Origin of the sequence: Streptomyces mauvecolor, from assembly GCF_039532965.1 — a bacterium.
In the GTDB taxonomy this organism is placed as follows: Bacteria; Actinomycetota; Actinomycetes; order Streptomycetales; family Streptomycetaceae; genus Streptomyces; species Streptomyces violascens.
In genome coordinates this window covers 107,623-126,497 of sequence record NZ_BAAASQ010000021.1, presented here as the reverse complement: position 1 = coordinate 126,497, position 18,875 = coordinate 107,623, and the positions used below count along the sequence as shown (strand labels likewise).

Annotated in this window: 15 protein-coding genes; 5 read left to right on the top strand and 10 right to left on the bottom strand. The window is 70.2% G+C overall.

Annotated elements, in window-relative coordinates; all coding sequences use genetic code 11:
* Positions 1-113: 113 nt before the first annotated feature.
* The 3 genes from ABD346_RS25955 to ABD346_RS25945 form a co-directional block, all read right to left on the bottom strand.
* Complete coding sequence (locus ABD346_RS25955; protein WP_344378133.1) at positions 114-1,751, bottom strand: peptide ABC transporter substrate-binding protein; 1,638 nt, start codon at positions 1,749-1,751, stop codon at positions 114-116.
* Positions 1,752-2,252: 501 nt separating this feature from the next.
* Positions 2,253-4,160 carry a translational GTPase TypA gene (typA, locus tag ABD346_RS25950; protein WP_344378132.1) on the bottom strand — a complete coding sequence of 636 codons (1,908 nt, stop codon included), beginning with the start codon at positions 4,158-4,160 and terminating at the stop codon, positions 2,253-2,255.
* A gap of 290 nt (positions 4,161-4,450) precedes the next feature.
* A complete protein-coding gene (locus tag ABD346_RS25945) occupies positions 4,451-6,811 on the bottom strand; it encodes an ABC transporter family substrate-binding protein (protein WP_344378131.1) in 2,361 nt (786 codons plus the stop codon).
* Positions 6,812-7,133: 322 nt separating this feature from the next.
* Between ABD346_RS25945 and ABD346_RS25940 the strand changes: the two genes are divergently transcribed.
* The 4 genes from ABD346_RS25940 to ABD346_RS25925 are packed head-to-tail and all read left to right on the top strand — an operon-like array spanning position 7,134 to position 10,974.
* Positions 7,134-7,427 carry a hypothetical protein gene (locus ABD346_RS25940; RefSeq protein WP_344378129.1) on the top strand — a complete coding sequence of 98 codons (294 nt, stop codon included), beginning with the start codon at positions 7,134-7,136 and terminating at the stop codon, positions 7,425-7,427.
* Between the two features lie 18 nt (positions 7,428-7,445).
* Complete coding sequence (locus ABD346_RS25935; protein ID WP_344378128.1) at positions 7,446-8,276, top strand: hypothetical protein; 831 nt, start codon at positions 7,446-7,448, stop codon at positions 8,274-8,276.
* A 2-nt stretch (positions 8,277-8,278) separates the two neighbouring features.
* Positions 8,279-10,207 carry a fumarate reductase/succinate dehydrogenase flavoprotein subunit gene (locus ABD346_RS25930; RefSeq protein WP_344378127.1) on the top strand — a complete coding sequence of 643 codons (1,929 nt, stop codon included), beginning with the start codon at positions 8,279-8,281 and terminating at the stop codon, positions 10,205-10,207.
* Complete coding sequence (locus ABD346_RS25925; protein WP_189962825.1) at positions 10,204-10,974, top strand: succinate dehydrogenase/fumarate reductase iron-sulfur subunit; 771 nt, start codon at positions 10,204-10,206, stop codon at positions 10,972-10,974. Before ABD346_RS25930 ends, ABD346_RS25925 begins: the two co-directional genes overlap by 4 nt.
* 7 nt (positions 10,975-10,981) lie before the next feature.
* Here ABD346_RS25925 and ABD346_RS25920 read toward each other — a convergent pair whose 3' ends face one another.
* Positions 10,982-12,019 (bottom strand): glycoside hydrolase family 18 protein, encoded by a 1,038-nt coding sequence (locus tag ABD346_RS25920; protein ID WP_344378424.1) that lies wholly within the window; start codon positions 12,017-12,019, stop codon positions 10,982-10,984.
* A gap of 262 nt (positions 12,020-12,281) precedes the next feature.
* Between ABD346_RS25920 and ABD346_RS25915 the strand changes: the two genes are divergently transcribed.
* Complete coding sequence (locus ABD346_RS25915; protein WP_344378126.1) at positions 12,282-12,551, top strand: hypothetical protein; 270 nt, start codon at positions 12,282-12,284, stop codon at positions 12,549-12,551.
* A gap of 31 nt (positions 12,552-12,582) precedes the next feature.
* Here the strand turns inward: ABD346_RS25915 and ABD346_RS25910 are convergent, their stop codons facing one another.
* The 6 genes from ABD346_RS25910 to ABD346_RS25885 all read right to left on the bottom strand — a co-directional run bounded on the left by ABD346_RS25910 (position 12,583) and on the right by ABD346_RS25885 (position 18,644).
* Positions 12,583-15,120: a SpoIIE family protein phosphatase gene (locus tag ABD346_RS25910; protein WP_344378125.1), complete on the bottom strand. Its 2,538-nt coding sequence runs from the start codon at positions 15,118-15,120 to the stop codon at positions 12,583-12,585.
* Positions 15,121-15,287: 167 nt separating this feature from the next.
* On the bottom strand, positions 15,288-15,692 hold the full coding sequence (locus tag ABD346_RS25905) for an ATP-binding protein (RefSeq protein ID WP_189962894.1): 405 nt from the start codon (positions 15,690-15,692) through the stop codon (positions 15,288-15,290).
* A 125-nt stretch (positions 15,693-15,817) separates the two neighbouring features.
* Positions 15,818-16,219, bottom strand: coding sequence for a (deoxy)nucleoside triphosphate pyrophosphohydrolase (locus ABD346_RS25900; RefSeq protein WP_344378123.1), 402 nt, complete (start codon positions 16,217-16,219; stop codon positions 15,818-15,820).
* A 57-nt stretch (positions 16,220-16,276) separates the two neighbouring features.
* Entirely contained in the window at positions 16,277-16,459 is a 183-nt protein-coding gene (locus ABD346_RS25895; protein ID WP_189962829.1) for an SPOR domain-containing protein, read from the bottom strand.
* A 196-nt stretch (positions 16,460-16,655) separates the two neighbouring features.
* Positions 16,656-17,408, bottom strand: a complete 753-nt coding sequence (locus ABD346_RS25890; RefSeq protein ID WP_344378121.1) for a GntR family transcriptional regulator — start codon at positions 17,406-17,408, stop codon at positions 16,656-16,658.
* 156 nt (positions 17,409-17,564) lie between these two features.
* Positions 17,565-18,644: a DUF4190 domain-containing protein gene (locus tag ABD346_RS25885; protein ID WP_344378118.1), complete on the bottom strand. Its 1,080-nt coding sequence runs from the start codon at positions 18,642-18,644 to the stop codon at positions 17,565-17,567.
* Between the last annotated feature and the right edge of the window lie 231 nt (positions 18,645-18,875).

Here is an 18,875-nt window from a genome sequence, read left to right as displayed (position 1 = left end):
CGCGACGGCGGCCGGACCGCTCCCCCAAAGAGTAGGGGGGAGCGTCCGGCCGCGTCTTCACTGTGCCTGCTCCGCGATTGCGGAGCTTGGGGGTGGGCCGGATGCCGACCTGGTTACTTCTTCTTGACCTCGACCTGCGTGAACACCGGGTCGCCGAAGGAGTCGTACTTGACGTTCTGGACGTTGTTCGACCAGCCCGCGTTGGTCTTGTAGTACCAGAGCGGGATGGACGGCATGTCCTTGGCCAGGACCGACTCGGCCTGCTGGTAGCCCGCCACGGTCTGGTCGACGTTGGTCGCCTTGTCGGCGTCCTTCGAGAACTTGTCGAACTCCGGGCTGGAGTACAGCGAGTCGTTCGCCGAGGCGCCGGTGCCGTAGATGTCGCGCAGGAAGTTGGCGTTCAGCGGGTAGTCCTGCTGCCACGCCGACCGCATGATGCTGGTGACCTTGTGACCGTCGATCAGGTCACGGGCGGTCTTGAAGTCGGGCTTCGGGTCGCCGGTGCACTCGACGCCGGTGGCCTGGCGGATGGAGTTGCAGACCGCGTCCACCCACTCCTTGTGACCGCCGTCGGCGTTGTAGAGGATGGTGACCTTGTTGTTCGGGACGCCACCGCCCGCGGCGATGAGCTCCTTCGCCTTGGCCGGGTTGTACGTGCAGGCCTCGCCACAGGCGCCCTGCTTGTAGCCGGCGACACCCGGGGCGACCCAGCTGTCGGCAGGCTGACGCGAACCCTGGAGCACCGTCTTGGTGATGGTGTCGCGGTCGATCGCCATCGACAGACCCTGGCGGACCTTGGCCTTCTCCGGGGCCTTCCAGTCCGCGGAGTACATGGCGAAGGCGATGGAGGTGATGCCACCCATCGGCTGGTCGACGGCGCGGTTGCCGAGGTCCGCCTTGTACTTCGGGAGGTCGGTCGGGTCGACCTGGTCGAGCACGTCCAGGGTGTCCGAGGTGAGCTCCTTGTAGGCAGCCTCGGCCTGGGTGTAGTTCTTGAAGACGATGCCGCCGTTCTTCGGCTTGTCGTCGCCCTTGTAGCCGTCGTACGTCTTCAGCGTGACAGCCTTGTTGTGCTCCCAGCTGACGAACTTGTACGGGCCGTTGCCGATCGGGGCCTCGCCGTACTTCTTCGGATCGGTGAAGAAGGCCTTCGGCAGCGGCGAGAAGGCGGTGTAGCCGAGCTTGTACGGGAAGTACGAGACCGGCGCGACCAGGTCGACCTGGATCGTCTTGTCGTCGATCGCCTTCAGACCGGACATCTTGTCGGTCGTCGGGTCGCCCTTGCCCTTCTCGGGGTGGACGTCGGTGTAACCGGCGATGTCCGAGAACCAGTTGGAGTTGACCTGGTTGTTCTTGGTGTTGGCCGACCAGTTCCACGAGTCCACGAAGGACGAGGCGGTCACCGGGGTGCCGTCGTGGAAGGTCCAGCCGGTCTTGATGGTGATCTTGTAGTGCTGGGAGTCAGTGGTCTCGATCTTCTCGGCCATCTGGTTCCGCAGCTTGCCCGTCGCCGGGTCGTAGTCCGTCAGCCCGCGGAACAGGTTCTTGACGATACGGCCGCCGCCGACCTCCATCGCGTTGGCCGGCTGCAACGGGTGCTGCGGCTCGCTGCTCTGGTAGCTGTAGACGCCCTGGGCGTCCACCGCGGCCTTCGCATCGGAGCCGGAGCCGCTGCCGCCGCCGCAAGCGGTGGCGCCCAGGGCGATGATTGCCGCTCCCGCGACCCACTTGGCGCTCGTAGCACCACGCATGGGTTTCCTCCTCATGAGTCCACTTGTCACTACAAGAGAGGTACTTCTACGCGCGCTGACACCCCTGACAGCGCTGTGACGTCAAGTACCCCGAGTGTGCTCGTGAGTCGGCACTCCCCACAGTGCGTGACCCATTGACCCGAGCTCAATGGAGCCAACTATTAAGTACGGCCGGGCTGTAAACCACACTTAAAGGGTCTCGTTTTGACAACATCGGTACCGGTCAACAGCCCGAAATCCGGACAAAATGAGCACAGACAGACACGCCCGAAACGGACCGTTAACACATCTTCCGGTGAGCGACGGTCGATATCCGAACAGCGTGCCCGTTAAAACAACTTGACCGTAGAGGGCACCGGCCACCCCTCACGAGGCTCTTTGACAGTCCTTTGAACTTGATCGCCCGCGCGTGTGTACGCGCCCGTCCAAACCCGGCCGGCAACGCCGAGGGCCCGGCCCCGCGACAAGCGCGGAACCGGGCCCTCGGAACGTACGGGTACGTCAGTTGTGCTTGGCGCGCGAGGCGGTGCGGCCGCGCTCCTTCTGGTCCAGGACGACCTTGCGGATGCGCACGGCCTCCGGGGTCACCTCGACGCACTCGTCGTCGCGGCAGAACTCCAGGGACTGCTCGAGGGAGAGCTTGCGCGGCGGGACGATCGCCTCGAACGAGTCGGCCGACGAGGACCGCATGTTCGTGAGCTTCTTCTCCTTGGTGATGTTCACGTCCATGTCGTCGGCGCGCGAGTTCTCGCCGACGATCATGCCCTCGTACACCTCGGTGCCGGGGTCGGTGAACAGGACGCCGCGCTCCTGGAGGTTGGTCATCGCGAAGGCGGTGACCGCGCCGGCGCGGTCGGCGACCAGCGAACCGTTGTTGCGGGTCGTCAGGGTGCCGAACCACGGCTCGTGGCCCTCGTGGATCGAGTGGGCGATGCCGGTGCCGCGGGTGTTGGTCAGGAACTCCGTACGGAAGCCGATGAGGCCGCGGGACGGGACGACGAACTCCATGCGGACCCAGCCGGAGCCGTGGTTGGACATGTTGTCCATGCGGCCCTTGCGGACACCCATGAGCTGGGTGACGGCGCCCATGTGCTCCTCGGGCACGTCGACCGTGAGGCGCTCGACCGGCTCCTGCACCTTGCCGTCGACGACGCGGGTGACGACCTGCGGCTTGCCGATCGTCAGCTCGAAGCCCTCGCGGCGCATCTGCTCGACCAGGATGGCCAGCGCGAGCTCGCCACGACCCTGGACCTCCCAGGCGTCGGGGCGCTCGGTGTCGAGGACGCGGAGCGAGACGTTGCCGATGAGCTCGCGGTCCAGACGGTCCTTGACCTGACGGGCCGTCACCTTGCGGTCCTTGACCGCGGACTTGGCCTGGGCGCCCTTGCCGGTGCCGCCCCGGCCGACCAGCGGCGAGGTGTTGGTGCCGATGACCATGGAGATGGCGGGCTCGTCGACCGTGATCAGCGGCAGCGCGATCGGGTTCTCCGGGTCGGCCAGGGTCTCGCCGATCATGATGTCGGGGATACCGGCGACCGCGCAGATGTCACCGGGGCCGGCCACCTCGGCCGGCTTGCGGGTGAGCGCCTCGGTCATCATCAGCTCGGTGATGCGGACGTTGGAGATCGTGCCGTCCCGCTTGATCCACGCGACCGTCTGGCCCTTGCGCAGCTCGCCCTGCTCGACGCGGAGCAGCGCGATACGGCCCAGGAAGTTGTCGGCGTCGAGGTTGGTGACGTGCGCCTGCAGCGGGGCGGCCTCGTCGTACTCGGGGGCCGGGACGTGCGAGAGGATCGTCGAGAAGAACGGCTCCAGGTTGTCGCTGTCGGCCGGGACCGTGCCGTTCTCCGGCTTGGTCAGCGACGCGATGCCGTCACGGGCGCAGGCGTAGACGATCGGGAACTCGATCTGGTCCTCGTCCGCGTCCAGGTCCAGGAACAGGTCGTACGTCTCGTTGACGACCTCGTCGATCCGGGAGTCCGGGCGGTCCGTCTTGTTGATGCAGAGGATGACGGGCATCCGGGCCTGCAGCGCCTTGCGGAGCACGAAGCGGGTCTGCGGCAGCGGGCCCTCGGAGGCGTCCACGAGCAGGACGACCGCGTCGACCATCGACAGACCGCGCTCGACCTCGCCACCGAAGTCGGCGTGGCCCGGGGTGTCGATGATGTTGATGGTGATGACGTCGCCGCCATCCTTGGGGTGGTACTTGACGGCGGTGTTCTTCGCCAGGATCGTGATGCCCTTCTCACGCTCCAGGTCGTTGCTGTCCATCATGCGGTCGTCGAGCGACTCGGCGGCGTGCGCGGCGAAGGCACCGGCCTGCTTGAGCATGGCGTCGACCAGGGTGGTCTTGCCGTGGTCGACGTGGGCGACGATGGCGACGTTACGGATGTCGTGGCGCGTGGGCATGCTGGCTAGCGCTTCTCTCGATCGTGGGATCAGGCGTCTGACGCGGTCGAGTCCTCGTCCGCCCGCCGGGCAGACAGGCCACGGCTGCCTCCCATGGTACGGGGCCGCCGCGCCGACGGCCTCCCGGGCCGATTCTGCCGATCTTGAGCAGGGGGCTACGTCGTGATTGAGCCTGGGTCAGGGGCGTACACGACCTTGCCCGCCGGCGGGGCCGGCGGGCAAGTGACTTGAGCAGGTTCTGAGCTTGGAGCCGGTGCCGGGGCCCGCTTCTGACCTGCTTGTTTTCCGTTCTACTTCTTACTGTTCTCCTTTTGCTTCTTGGTGTTCTTCGTCGCGTCGGGCGCCGTTTCCGGCTTCTTGAACCCGATGTCCTGGAAGTGCGGGGTGCCGAACCCGAAGGCGCCGGCATTGGCCACATTCGGCTTCACGGCGACCAGCTGCGGGCGCTGGTAGAGCGGAATCGAGCCGGCCGCCGCCCAGATCCTGGCGTCGGCCTTCTGGACCAGGTCGCGGGCCTCGTCCTCGTCGAGCTCGGCGGCCGCCTGCTCGAAGAGCTGGTCGATGTGGTCCGTGCCGACCCGGCTGTAGTTCTGTTCGACGAGCAGCGAGCCGTCGGCGGCCGGCTCCGGCTTGGCGAAGATCGGCCGGTCGTCGGTGGCCGGGTAGGCGGTGCCGGGCCACGAGTACAGGGCCAGGTCGAAGTCGCCGGACGCGATGTGGTCCTTGAAGTAGCTGTCGTCGGCGACCTTGACGATCTCGGTGTTGATGCCGACGGACTTCAGCTCGGCCGCGATCCTGTCGCCGATGGTGCGCAGCGCCTGCGAGCCGGGCCCCGAGGGCAGCACGAAGCGCAGGGTGAGCGGCTTGCCGTCCTTGCCGAGCGGGCCGCCCTGCGGCGCGGGGGCCGCGGTGCCCTTCGGGGCGTACGCACCGGGGGCGCCGCCCTTGGGCCGCGCTTCGGTCTTGGTGTTCTTGTCGGCGGCCTTCTTGCCCTGCTCGGCGGGCTCGGTGTCGAAGATGCGGGCCTGCTTGAACAGCGCGGCACTCTGGACGGCGGCGGAGCGGGCCGGGGTGAGCCCGTACGTACCGGGTCCGGCGCTGCCGGGCTTGTCGTCGCCGACGATGTAGGTGCCCTCGTCGTTGGGGTGGTTCCCGGTGGCGGGGTGGGTCGTGGCCGCCAGGCGCTTGCCGTCGTCGGAGTCCTCGCCGTCGGCCTCGCCGCCCGCCTTGGCGGGGACCTGCTTCGGCTTCATCCGGGCGCCTTCGGGCGTCCACCCGGCATCCGCGAGCAGCGCCCGAGCCTCCTTCTCGTCATGGCTGCCCAGCGCGTCGCTGCTGTCGGTGTACGCGTCCTGGCCGGCCAGCGCGAGGTGACTGCCGGGGGGCGTGGCGGGCAGGCCGAGCGGCTTGAGGACCTCCTCGGCGAGCTCCCGGCGGTTCAGAGCGCGGGCGATCGCGCGCCGGACCCGCTCGTCGGCCAGCGGGCCGGATGCGCCGTTGAGGGCGAGCTGGGTGTAGGCGGGCTCCAGGGTCTTGCGGATGGCGAAGCCCCGCAGCCCGGCCTGTTCCTTGGCGTACGTCTCGACGGCGGCCCGGCTCTCCTTGCGGGCCTCCTGCTCCGCCTCGGCCTTCTCTTCCTCGCCGCTGTGGGCGATCGCCCAGGAGCGCAGCGCGGAGGCGGGCGTGATCGCGGCGGCCGGGCCGTGGGTGACGGCCTTGCCCTGGTCGCGTTCGGCGAGCGTGATGCGGTCGGCGTCCGCGCGGTCGATCTCGGCCATGTCGACGGTGCCGGCGGCCAGGGCCGCGGCCCGCTTGTCGCGCGGCACGGCCTGCAGGACCAGCGTGTCGAGCTTGGCCGGGTGGCCCCACCAGCGCGGGTTGCGCTCCAGGGTGACGACGCCCTTGGCGCGGTCCGCCTCCTTGAGCCGGAAGGCACCCGCGGTCGCCTTCAGCTTCGTACGGGCGCCGTCGTTGAAGGCGTCGGGGGTGCCCGTGATGTCCTTCGGGTAGAGCGGGCTGAACAGGGAGCGCCAGTCGGCGTACGGCTTGGCGAAGGTGACCTTGACCTCCAGGTCGTTGGCACCCTTCTCGATCTTCTCGATGCGCTCGTACCCGGCGTTGCGCGCGGTCCAGTACGCCGAGTCCTTGCCGCTGAGCGCGCGCCACTGGGCCACGAAGTCGGGGGCGCCGATCTCGCGGCCGTCGCTCCACACCGCCTTCTGGTTGAGCTTGTAGAGCACGACCTGCTTGGGCTCGCGGGTGACGACCTCGGCGGACTCCAGATAGTCGGCGTTGCGCTGCGGCCGGCCCCGCTCGTCCAGCGTGAACAGCGCGGGCAGCACGGCCTGGGCGACCCGCTGGGTCGCGGTGTCGGCATCGGCCTGGAAGGTGTTGAGCGTCTCGGGCATGGCGTCGACGGCCCACTTGAGGGTGCCCCCGTCGGCGACGTGCGGCCGCTCCGCGACCGCGATGTCCTGGGGCGCGGCTCCGACCGGGGTCCCGCTGTCCGAGCCGCAGCCGGTCAGCAGCACGGGGAGCACGAGCGCCCCGGTGGTCAGGAGCGCGACGGAGCGCGACCGGACGGAGGCCGCGGTCCGGATCGCCGTGACGATCCGGGGCGCCCTCCCGTTCGGGTCACCGACGTGGGACATGGCTTGTACCTCTTCGTCAGATTTGTGGGACTTGATGCCATTTCGCGATGATCACACCTATCCCAGCCACTGAAGAGGACGGGCCCGCCGCCCGGGCGGCGACACGGCGCAGTGGGCCCCCAACCCCACCCGTGCGGCCGAACGCACCCGCGAACACGGCCGCCCCGGCCGGCCCCGTCTCGAACACCGGCCCTATAGGGGGCGCGCCCCGATTCCGCAACCCCACAACGTCGTGCACGCACCTTCACAACCGCGCATGTGAGGCGCGACACTCTCAGGCGCATGAACATTGCCACCCGCTCCGGCGAAAGGCAGGCAAGTCATGTCCCTGCAGGACGAGTTGACGGCGGCTCAGCGCTGCCTCGACGACCTCGTGAAGAGCGTCGGGCGACTGGAGAAACAGGTCGGGCACGGCCTGGAGATCAGGCGGGTGAAGACGGACGCCGAGCATCTGCGCGAGAGTCTCGCGCTGCTCCGCGAGACGGCGCCCGGCGCCACGGCGCCACGGCCCGACCTGGTCACCATTCCCGACACCCCGTACGACACCTCGCTCTGGACCGATGCGGACGACGAAGGGCTCGGGAGCACCCGGTCCCGCGGCCGACGCGCCCCCTGACCTCCACTGGAGCCACTCTTGGCCACAGGCACGGAACCCTCTCCCCCGGCGGGGACCGGCACCGGCGTCCACGACGCCTCGCGCGCCGCCATCGCGCCCCGCCATCTGCGCACCGACCGCTGGTGGCTGGCGCCGGCCGTGACCGCCGCGGGGCTGCTCGCCTTCATCGCGTACTCGACCTGGCGGGCGTTCGCGAATGCGGACTACTACCACGCGCCCTATGTCTCGCCGTTCTACTCCCCGTGCCTCGCCGACAACTGCGCACCCATGCGGCACGGCCCGAACGCGGAGATCTTCGGCAGCTGGTGGGGCCTGTCCCCCGCGCTCCTCATCCTGGTCTTCCCGCTCGGCTTCCGGCTGACCTGCTACTACTACCGCAAGGCGTACTACCGGGGCTTCTGGGCCTCGCCACCCGCCTGCGCGGTGGCCGAGCCGCACAAGAAGTACTCGGGCGAGACCCGTTTCCCGCTCATCCTGCAGAACGTCCACCGGTACTTCTTCTACTTCGCGGTACTGGTCGCCGGCGTCCTGACGTACGACACGGTGCTCTCGTTCCGCGACGAGCACTACCGGTGGGGCCACATGGGGCTCGGCAGTCTGGTGTTCCTGGTCAACATCGCGCTGATCTGGACGTACACCCTGTCCTGCCACTCCTGCCGGCACATCATCGGCGGCCGGCTGCGGCACTTCTCCAGGCATCCGGTGCGCTACCGGCTCTGGGGCTGGGTCGGAAAGCTGAATGAGCGTCACATGCTGCTCGCCTGGGCGTCGTTGATCAGCGTCGCGCTCGCCGACTTCTATGTGTATCTGCTCGCCACCGGGGCGTTCGACGATCCGAGGTTCTTCTAGACATGACACAACTCGAACGGCAGCAGTGGGACGTCGTCGTGGTGGGCGCGGGCGGGGCGGGCCTGCGGGCCGCCATCGAGGCACGCGAGCGGGGCGCCCGTACGGCGGTGATCTGCAAGTCCCTCTTCGGCAAGGCGCACACCGTCATGGCCGAGGGCGGCATCGCGGCCTCCATGGGCAACGTGAACTCCGGCGACAACTGGCAGGTCCACTTCCGCGACACCATGCGCGGCGGCAAGTTCCTGAACCAGTGGCGCATGGCGGAGCTGCACGCCCGCGAAGCCCCCGAGCGCGTATGGGAGTTGGAGACCTGGGGCGCCCTGTTCGACCGCACGGCGGACGGCCGTATCTCGCAGCGCAACTTCGGCGGCCACGAGTACCCGCGCCTCGCCCACGTCGGCGACCGTACGGGCCTGGAGCTCATCCGCACCCTCCAGCAGAAGATCGTCAGTCTTCAGCAGGAGGACAAGAAGGAGTTCGGGGACTACGAGGCCCGCCTGAAGGTCTTCCAGGAATGCACCGTCACCAGGGTGTTGAAAGAGGATGAGCGCGTCTCGGGCGCCTTCTGCTACGAGCGCGAGAGCGGCCGCTTCTTCGTCCTGGAGGCCCCCGCGGTCGTGCTCGCGACCGGCGGCATCGGCAAGTCGTTCAAGGTGACGTCCAACTCGTGGGAGTACACCGGCGACGGGCACGCGCTCGCGCTGCTCGCCGGGGCGCCGCTCCTGAACATGGAGTTCGTGCAGTTCCACCCCACGGGCATGGTCTGGCCGCCGTCGGTCAAGGGGATCCTGGTCACCGAGTCGGTGCGCGGCGACGGCGGGGTGCTCAGGAACTCCGACGGCAAGCGCTTCATGTTCGACTACGTGCCGGACGTCTTCAAGGAGAAGTACGCGGAGTCCGAGGAGGAGGGCGACCGCTGGTACGAGGACCCGGACCACAACCGCCGCCCGCCCGAGCTGCTCCCCCGCGACGAGGTCGCCCGGGCCATCAACGCCGAGGTCAAGGCGGGCCGCGGCACCCCGCACGGCGGCGTCTTCCTGGACGTCTCCACACGCATGCCCGCCGAGGTGATCCGGCGCCGGCTGCCGTCCATGTACCACCAGTTCAAGGAGCTGGCGGACGTGGACATCACGGCCGAGGCGATGGAGGTCGGGCCGACCTGTCACTACGTGATGGGCGGCATCGCGGTCGAGTCGGACACCGCGGCGGCCCGCGGCGTGCCCGGCCTGTTCGCGGCCGGTGAGGTCGCGGGCGGCATGCACGGCTCCAACCGGCTCGGCGGCAACTCGCTCTCCGACCTGCTGGTCTTCGGCCGGCGGGCCGGGCTGCACGCCGCCGAGTACGCGACCTCGCTCGCCGCGCGCCCCGCCGTGGACGAGATCCAGATCGACACGGCGGCCGCGGAGGCCCTGCGCCCGTTCAGCGCGGAGGCCCCCGAGGACGGCTCGCCCGTCGAGAACCCGTACACCCTGCACCAGGAGCTCCAGCAGGCCATGAACGACCTGGTCGGCATCATCCGCAGGGAGGGCGAGATGCACCAGGCGCTGCGCAAGCTCGCCGAGCTGCGCATGCGGGCCCGGCGGGCCGGGGTCGAGGGGCACCGCCAGTTCAACCCGGGCTGGCACCTCGCGCTCGACCTGCGCAACATGCTGCTGGTCAGCGAGTGCGTGGCGCGGGCCGCCCTGGAGCGCACCGAGAGCCGCGGCGGCCACACCCGTGAGGACTGGCCCGGCATGGACCGCGCCTGGCGCCGGGTGAACCTGCTCTGCCACCTCGCCGACCCCACCGAGGGTCTGGCCCCGCCCGACTCCGAGCGCGGCCAGATCAGGCTGGTACGCGAGGAGACCGACCCCATCCGTGCCGATCTGCTCTCCCTCTTCGAGAAGGAGGAGCTGGTCAAGTACCTCGCCGAAGAGGAGCTGTACGAGTGAGTACGTACGATGCGAGCTTCCGGGTCTGGCGGGGCGACACCGGCGGCGGTGAGCTCACCGACTTCACGGTCGAGGTGAACGACGGCGAGGTGGTCCTCGACATCATCCACCGCCTCCAGGCGACCCAGGCCCCCGACCTCGCGGTCCGCTGGAACTGCAAGGCGGGCAAGTGCGGTTCGTGCAGCGCCGAGATCAACGGGCGGCCGCGGCTGATGTGCATGACGCGGATGTCGGTGTTCGACCCGGCGGATGTGATCACGGTAACTCCCCTGCGGGCGTTCCCCGTTGTACGGGACCTGGTCACGGACGTGGGGTTCAACTACACGAAGGCGCGGGAGGTGCCGGCGTTCGTGCCGCCCAAGGGGGTGGCGCCGGGCGAGTACCGGATGCAGCAGATCGACGTGGAGCGCTCACAGGAATTCCGCAAGTGCATCGAGTGCTTCCTGTGCCAGGACACCTGCCATGTGGTGCGCGACCACGAGGAGAACAAGGGCGCCTTCGCGGGCCCGCGCTTCCTGATGCGCGTCGCGGAGCTCGACATGCACCCGCTCGACGCGGCGTCCGAGGCGGGCCTGGACCGCAAGGCGACCGCCCAGGACGAGCACGGGCTCGGCTACTGCAACATCACCAAATGCTGTACGGAGGTCTGCCCCGAGCACATCAAGATCACCGACAATGCGCTGATCCCGCTGAAGGAACGGGCGGCGGACCGCAAGTACGACCCGCTGGTGTGGCTGGGAAGCCGGATCCGACGCCGCGACTCCTGACGGACCATCAACTCCGAGGCGTTCCCCAGCCCTTTCGATAGGCGGCCCAGTCCTCATCGCGCTCGGCGAAGTCGACGTACAGGGCGACGCCGAAGTGCTGGCGGTGGCGGTCGGTGCGGGCCAGGCCCAGGCGGGTCCCGCGCACGGCCGCCTCGACCGTCTCGGCGGAGCCGTGGTGGGACATGCTCTCGTCGTCGTAGAACGGCAGACCCATCAGCAAGTCGGTCTGCTTCGGGGTGACTTGGAGGGCCAGCGCGGCCTGGCGGGCGACGTAACCGCCGTACAGGCTCTGGACGGGCATCGCCGTGTCGTACGACATCACGGCGATCTGGTCGACACGGCGGGCCACCTGCCCGAAGTAGGCCTGCGCCCACCACTTGCCGTGGCCGGTGAGGCTTTCGGCCGCGGAGTGCAGAGCGGGCAGCGGGTCTATCTGGTGCGCGGCCACGGACAGCACGGCGCCGCGGGGCTTGGTGAGGGCGTGCAGCGAGTCGAGCAGGGCGAGGTAGTTCCTGTCGCCCGAGGGCAGCGGCTCCAGGTCGAAGTGGACGCCGTCGAAGCGGGCGCCGTCCAGGACCTGGCGGGCGGTCGTGACGACGGCGGTGCGGGTGGCGGGGTTGTCGAGCCGCATCCCGACGGGACCCTCGCTGGCCAGCTGATCCCCCAGCCAGGCCTGCACCCGGACATCCGGGAGCCTGCGGTGCACACCCTCCACCAGCCAGCGGGCCGTGGGGTAGCGGGTGGCGGGGAGGGTGCCGTCGTGGTCGAGGGGGCCGGTGTGCACGAAGAGGTCCTTGATGCCACTGCCGCGGAGCTTGGCCGCGAAGGCGTCGAGGTCCTTGTCGTTCTTGCGGCCGTCGACCCAGGCGTGCCCGAGCCAGTACGCGTCCCGGCCGCGGGTGCGGGTGTCCTCGCCGGGGGCGCCGGCGTACTGGGCGCGAAGCGCCACTCCGGCGGCGGCGAGGGTGACGACTATGACCAGCGTGGTGGCGAGCAGGGTGCGCCGCGTCCACCGACCTCCGCGGCCGCCCCACCACCTGCGTATCGCGCCCACGCCTGCGTCTCCCCCTCCGATGCCCTGGGCCCCAGATTAGCTGGCCCCCTGCTCAGGGGCTCCGCCCCTGAACCCCGGCTCCTCAAACGCCGGAGGGGCCTTCAGGGGGTGGCCGTTCGGCTGCGAGCCAGTGGGGGCCGGTCGCGCCCGCGCGGCGGAGCCGCACCATGTCACAGCCCCGCGCCCCTAACAGGATGAGGCGCAGGGGCGCTTTCCGGTCGCCAGGGTTCTGTTTCGGCCATACGCTCGGAGCGTGACGCCGCCCGTCGGAAGAGCCCGGCGCCGTGCCGCCCTGGGCACGTTCGCCGCTCTGTGCTGGAGCCTGGTCTCCGCCGCCCCCGCTCTCGCCAACAGCACCCACGACTCCGGGAGTTCGGCCAGTGATCTGGTGCTGCCCGTGGTCGTGATCGTCGTGGCGGCCGTATCGGCCGCATACGCCTACCTGAAGCGAAAGCACCGAACCCGAACCCGCACCACCCCGGGTCAGGGCAACCCTCCACCCCGGACGCCCCCAGCCCCCTAGGGGTGCGGGGCGCGACCGGGCAGGGGCAGGGTCAGAACATGCTCAGGAGTTGTTCTTCCGTCAGCTCCGGTGGGGGCGACTCCCCGTCCGGCAGGGGCAGTTCGAACCACACCGTCTTGCCGCGCGGCGTACGGCGGGCGCCCCAGGCCGCGCTCAGGAGGCCCACCAGCTGGAGGCCCCGCCCGCCCTCGTCCGTGTCGCGGGCCCGGCGGCGCCGGGGCTGGACCAGGCCCGCGTCCCACACCTCGCACACCAGCGTGCGGTCGCGCAGCAGGCGGAGGCGGATCTCGCCGTCGCCGTACCGCAGCGCGTTGGTCACCAGCTCGCTGACCAGAAGCTCCGTGGTGTCGACGAGGTCGTCGAGGTCCCAGGCGAGCAGCTGTGTGCGAGCCAGTTCGCGGGCCCGGCCCACCGAGCGGGGCTCGCGCGGCAGACGCCAGTCGCCGACCGCGTCCGCGGGCAGGCCCTGGATGCGGGCGAGGAGCAGGGCGATGTCGTCCTCGCCGTGGCGGGTGTCGAGGGAGCCGAGGACCTGGTCGCAGACGTCCTCCAGGGGGCGGTCCGGGTCGGTGAGGGTCTTGCGGAAGGCGTTGAGGCCCTCGTCGAGCGGGTGGTCGCGGGACTCGACGAGGCCGTCGGTGTAGAGGGCGAGCAGCGCGCCCTCGGGCAGGTCGACCTCGACCTCCTCGAAGGGCTCGCCGCCGACCCCGAGCGGCAGCCCCGGCGGCACGTCGAGGAGCATCGCGGGCTCGCCCGGGTCGTCGCCGGGTTCGACCAGGACGGGCGGCAGGTGCCCGGCGTTTGCGAACGTACAGCGCCGGGTGACCGGGTCGTAGACCGCGTACACGCAGGTCGCGAGGTAGACCTCGGAGAGGTCGGCGTCGCGGGACTTGTGGGCGACGCGGGATGCCTGCTGGCTGCCGCCGGGCGCGCCGAGCCCGCGGGCGATCTCGTCGAGGTGGGACAGGACCTCGGCCGGTTCGAGGTCGAGCAGCGCCAACGTCCGTACGGCGGTGCGCAGTTCGCCCATGGCGACGGCGGCGCGCAGGCCGCGGCCCATCACGTCGCCGATGACGAGCGCGGTGCGGTGGCCGGGCAGTTCGATGACGTCGAACCAGTCGCCGCCGACCTCGGACTCCGCGCTGCCGGGCAGATAGCGGCAGGCGATGTCGAGCCCGGCGGCCTCGGGGTCGCCGGGCGGGAGCAGGGAGCGCTGGAGGATCAGCGCGCGCTCGTGCTCCCTTCGGTAGAGGCGGGCGTTGTCGATGCAGACGGCGGCGCGCGAGGCGAGCTCGGTGGCGAGCGCCCGGTCGCGCTCGCCGAACGGCTCGCTGCCCTTGGCGCGGGCGAACTGCACCAGGCCGACGACGGTGTCGTGGGCGACCATCGGCACGGCCAGGATGGTGTGCACGAGCCCGCCGTCCGCGCCCCGCACGGTGTGCACGCGGGCGGTGCGCAGGGCGCTCGCGTACGGCGAGTGGAACCGGTAGCGGTGTACGTCGCCGACGCCCACCTCCCTCTCGCCGCCGGCCAGCGGCCCGTCCGAGACGGCGCTCGCGAAGGCGACCCTGCGCAGTTCGCCGCGCCCGTCGGAGGGGCCGGCGCCGGGGTCGTCGCCGGCGAGCAGGGTCTGGTAGAGGTCGACGGAGGCGAGGTCGCAGAAGCCGGGGACGGTGATGTCGAGGAGTTCGCGGGCGGTGGTCTCCAGGTCGAGGGAGTTGCCCATGCGGGCGCCCGCCTCGTTCAGGAGGGCGAGGTTGCGGCGGGCGTCGGCGGCCTCGCGGGCCGCGTTGTGACGGCGGGTCACATCGATGCCGAGGCCCGCGACGCCGATCGGGCGCCCGGTGCCGCTGTGCACCCGGTAGAGGTTGATCGACCAGTGCCTGTGGTCGGAGCCGCCGGGCGCGGAGCCCACTATCTGCAGGTCGGTGACGGACTCCCCGGTGTCCAGGACCCTCTGCAGCGCGGCGGACATCCGGTCGGCCTCGGGGCGGGAGAGGTAGTCGTGGACGGTGTGGCCGCGGTGTTCCTCGGGGGCCCCGCCGAAGACGGTGGCGAAGCGCCGGTTGGCGCGCAGCACGGTGAGATCCGTACCGAACAGCAGGAAGCCATAGGGAGATTGACCAAAAATGGCCTGCGAGGCGGCCAGGTCGGTCTCGATGCCGCGCAGGGCGCGTACGTCGACGACGATACACAGGGCCGCCCGTTCGTCGGCGGCCGTTCGGCTCGGCATGACGTAGAGCTCGGCGAGGCCCCGGGCCCGCTCGCCCCCGTCGGGCGACGGCATGCGGAAGGGGACGACGCCGGTCCACTCCTTGCCGTCCAGGATCTCGGCGACCCGGCGGTGGCCGCGCGGGCGCAGTTCGGGGGGCATGAACGCCTCGACGGGGTCGCGGCCGATCACGGTGGCCGCGGCCAGGCCGAACTGCTCCTCGGCCCGCAGGCTCCACTGCTCGATCAGCCCGTCGGGCCCGATCGAGAACGAGGCGACGCGGATGTAGTCATAGATCGAGCCAGGCGGGCTGCTCTGCCACACGACATCGCCAGCCGTCTCAGGTATCTCGCTCACGCGACCGTCCCCTCCAGCTCACCGCACCGGACCGGCCTTGACCGCAGTATTCAGCACTACGGCCCCAGCCGACACGGCGTTCACGATCACGACCCGGTCTCGTTCTTTTCCAGCCGTTGTCGGCCGGTTCTCAACCGGGGCTTGTGATCGTCCGTCCCTCCCTCCTTCTAACCATGCAGAGCCAGCTCGAACCACACGGTCTTGCCTGTTCTGCCGTGGCGCGTCCCCCAGCGCCGGGCGGAACAGGCCACGAGCTGTATGCCCCGGCCCCCTTCGTCGTCGATTCCGGCTGTACGTTCGACGGGCGGATCCGGAAGCGGATCGGAAACCTCCACCAGCAGGGTGGTGTTGTCGAGCCGGTCGAGCCGGACCCCGATGGGCCCCGACGCGTAGCGCAGGGAGTTGGTCACCAGCTCGCTGACCAGGAGCACCGCCACGTCCACGGCCGCGCCGTCGAGGGCCCAGCCGCGCAGGGCGTCCCGGACGGCGTGCCTGGCGGTCCGTACGGCCCCCGGTTCAGCAGGGAAGGTCCACTCGGCGCACTCGCCCGAGGTGTCGATCACGCCGATCACCCGCATCCGATGGTTCGGGGGGTTTAGAAACGATTAATAGGCACATACCCGATATTTGGTACGGCCTATCCCCAAGTGGGGCGTATGGCGGCACGAAAGCGCCCTGTAGGAAGAGTGGGCCCCGCTCAGCGGCTCAAAGCCCCCAGGATGCGCATCGCTTCCGCCACCGCCGGGCGGTCCTGGGGGAGCCAGTCGACCTCGTCGGCCTCTTCGGGGGCGAGCCAGCGGAGTTCGTCGTGGTCCTGGAGCGGGCGGGGCTCGCCGTCGAGCAGCCGCGCGGTCCAGGCATGCAGGACGAGGCCTGGCCTCAGGGGCCACTCCCCCGCGATGCGCCTCAGCGGCTCGGTCTCGATGCCGAGTTCCTCGCGGAGTTCGCGTACCAGGGCCTGCTGCGGGCTCTCGCCCGGTTCCACTTTGCCGCCGGGCAGTTCCCAGCGGCCGGCCAGCTCGGGCGGGGCGCTGCGGCGGGCGGCGAGCAGCCGCCCCCGGTCGCACACGGCTCCGGCCACCACCACGGTCTCGTTCATGCGCCGGAGCGTAACGCGCGCCCTTCGGCCGTCCCGCATCCTGCCCTCGGGGAAGGGCTACTGCTGGGCGGGGGCGCCGATCCGCTCGACCCAGTAGAGCTGCTTGTGCCCGCGGACGTCGAGGCGGTCGGCCATCTGCTCGGCCTCGGCGCGCGTGGCGTACTTGCCGACGCGGTACTGGTTGCCGTTGTCGTCCTGACGTATCACCTGCCAGGCGAGCACAGCCCCACTGTCGTTCATCGCACCTCTCCCGGCGTCGGCGTGCAGGTCAGTAAGCATCCCCAGGAAACCGCAATCCGCATATGCCCGAGCCTACGCCTGACCTTTACTCAGCGGATACGGCTTTACACAAAGAGATACGAATTCGGTCATCGGCGGCACACGGAGAAGGGGGCGCACCCGTCGGGTGCGCCCCCTTCTCCGTGTGCCGGGGCCGTTATTTCACGGGCAGGTGGTACGCGATCCGGTAGCGGTCGGCCGGGACGACGACGTCGGCCGTCTCGACCGCGAGCCCCGAGGCGTAGTACGTCCGCTCGATGACCAGGACCACGTGGCCGGGGACCCCGCCGAGGGCGAGGAGTTCCTCCGCGAGCCCCGGGCGGGCGCCGACCTCCTCGACCACGTTGTCCACCACGACGTCGATCGCGCCCATCCGCTCGACCACGCCGCACCCGCCGAGCGGCCCCTCCTCGGGCAGCATCACCGGTGTGCGGCCGGTGACGGAGAGGGGCTCCCACGACGTGGACAGCATCATCTGCTCGCCCGCGTCGCGGAACACGTACCGCGTGCGCATGACACGGTCGCCGGGGCGGATGCCGAGCCGCTTGGCGATCTCGGCGGTGGCCTCCTCCTGCTCGCTGCGGGACTCCCAGGTCCCGCGCGCCGTCTCCTCGGCCTGCTCCTGCCGGAACGGGCTCGCACCCTTCGTGGGCCGGTAGCCGGAGCGGGCGACCCGGCGCGGCACCGGGCGCTCGCGCACATAGGTGCCCGATCCGGAGCGGCCCTCGACCAGGCCCTCGGCCATCAGGACCTTGCGGGCTTCGAGCGCCACGGTGTCCGAGACCCCGTACTCCTCGCGGATCCTGGCCTGCGAGGGGAGCCGGGTGTGCGGCGGCAGCGAACCGTCCACGATCTTCTGCCTCAGATCGCCGGCTACGCGCAGATAGGCGGGCTGCTCACCGAATGTCACGGGCCACTCCCATCAGGTTGACAGACAGCAACAGCGTGGCAACCGTGGGTTGGCGACCGCAAGCAAAGGCCAGACATTCACTCGAAGTGATGAAGAGCCTCTGCCCAGCGCGTACCCGGGGTACAGCGGATACGTTCTGCCCTCCCCGAGACCTCCTCAGACGCTTTTGGAACCACCGGTTCCGGAACCGGTTCCCCCACTGCCGCCGGCACCCCCGCTGCCACCGCCGCCAGGGTGCTCGTCGGTGGACGGCGGGGTCGTCGCGAGGCCGAGGGCGGCGCGCGCCGCGATCTCGTCGGCCTGCTTCATCGCCTTGTCCGCCGCCCCGGAGTGCAGGTAGAACGCGTCCGCGTCGGCGGCGCCCGACGCCTTCACCCACTCCATCTCCGCGGTCTTCATGCCGTCGATGTACGCCTGCACGGACGCGAGCTTGCCGGCCGCCCAGGTGTGCGCGGTCAGGTCCTCGGCATCCAGGCCAAGGGTGCCGGTCATCTCCCCCGCCCACTTCTTGAAGCCGGGCAGATCGTCCTCGACCCGGTCCTCGTCGGGGGCCTTGGCCAGCGTGCGCTCCACGTCGTTGGCGGCTTTCAGGAACGCGAGCTGGTCGGCGTCGAGCGTGCCGGCGTCATTGCGCACCGACCCTTCGAGTTTGCCGCCCTCCGAGGCGAACGCGCAGGTGACGGTGTGGTCGCCGAGCGCCCAGCTCTTCGGGCTCGGCGTGTAGTAGTACGGCCCCGCGCCCGCCGGGATCTTCCAGCTGTCCATGGCGTACGCCTGCTCCACGTCCCAGCACCGCGCGTCGGCCTCGGTGGAGATGGCCTCCGCACCCGGGTAGGCGCCGCTCTCGTTCAGCCGGAACGAACCGGAGACCTCGGCGTCGTGCTTGCCCTTGCACGGCACGATCCGTACCGAGAGGACCTCGCGCTCCAGCTTGCCGCCGGGCACGTCGAAGCAGTCGCCCTTGCGCAGGTCGAGGGTGTTGCGGGTGCCGGAGACGGAGCCGTTCCAGCCGTCCTTGAAGTCCCGCCAGCCGCCCGAGAGTCCGCCCGTCGCGATCGAGACGATCAGCAGCAGCGTGCTGAGCACCGAGAGCACGACGCCGGCGACGGCCAGGCCCTTGCCGCGCAGCCCCTTCTTCTTGATCTGCCCGAGCGCGACGGCACCCAGGATCAGACCGAGCGGGGGGATGCAGCACAGGATGCCGGCGATCAGCGAGCCGACGGCGAGACCGCTCATCGGCGGCTGCTGCGGAGCCTGCGGATACGGATACCAGGGCCCGCCGTTCATCGGCTGCCCGGGGTACGGACCCGCCGCCGGACCCGGGTGTCCCCCCGGCGCCTGAGGCGGCGCCGGCCAGCCGTACCCCTGCCCCGGTTGCGGCTGCTGAGGCTGCTGCCCGGGTGCGGGCGGCGGCGGTATCTCCACGGGTACGGTGCTCCTCATAGGGCTCTGGCGAACTGTTGCGCG

What these genes read in the sequence shown, in the direction of transcription:
- ABD346_RS25940 (WP_344378129.1), top strand. Translation starts at nt 7,134, where the DNA reads ATGTCCCTGCAGGACGAGTTGACGGCGGCTCAGCGCTGCCTCGACGAC.
- ABD346_RS25955 (WP_344378133.1), bottom strand. Translation starts at nt 1,751, where the DNA reads ATGCGTGGTGCTACGAGCGCCAAGTGGGTCGCGGGAGCGGCAATCATC.
- ABD346_RS25900 (WP_344378123.1), bottom strand. Translation starts at nt 16,219, where the DNA reads ATGAACGAGACCGTGGTGGTGGCCGGAGCCGTGTGCGACCGGGGGCGG.
- typA (WP_344378132.1), bottom strand. Translation starts at nt 4,160, where the DNA reads ATGCCCACGCGCCACGACATCCGTAACGTCGCCATCGTCGCCCACGTC.
- ABD346_RS25885 (WP_344378118.1), bottom strand. Translation starts at nt 18,644, where the DNA reads ATGAGCGGTCTCGCCGTCGGCTCGCTGATCGCCGGCATCCTGTGCTGC.
- ABD346_RS25945 (WP_344378131.1), bottom strand. Translation starts at nt 6,811, where the DNA reads ATGTCCCACGTCGGTGACCCGAACGGGAGGGCGCCCCGGATCGTCACG.
- ABD346_RS25930 (WP_344378127.1), top strand. Translation starts at nt 8,279, where the DNA reads ATGACACAACTCGAACGGCAGCAGTGGGACGTCGTCGTGGTGGGCGCG.
- ABD346_RS25895 (WP_189962829.1), bottom strand. Translation starts at nt 16,459, where the DNA reads ATGAACGACAGTGGGGCTGTGCTCGCCTGGCAGGTGATACGTCAGGAC.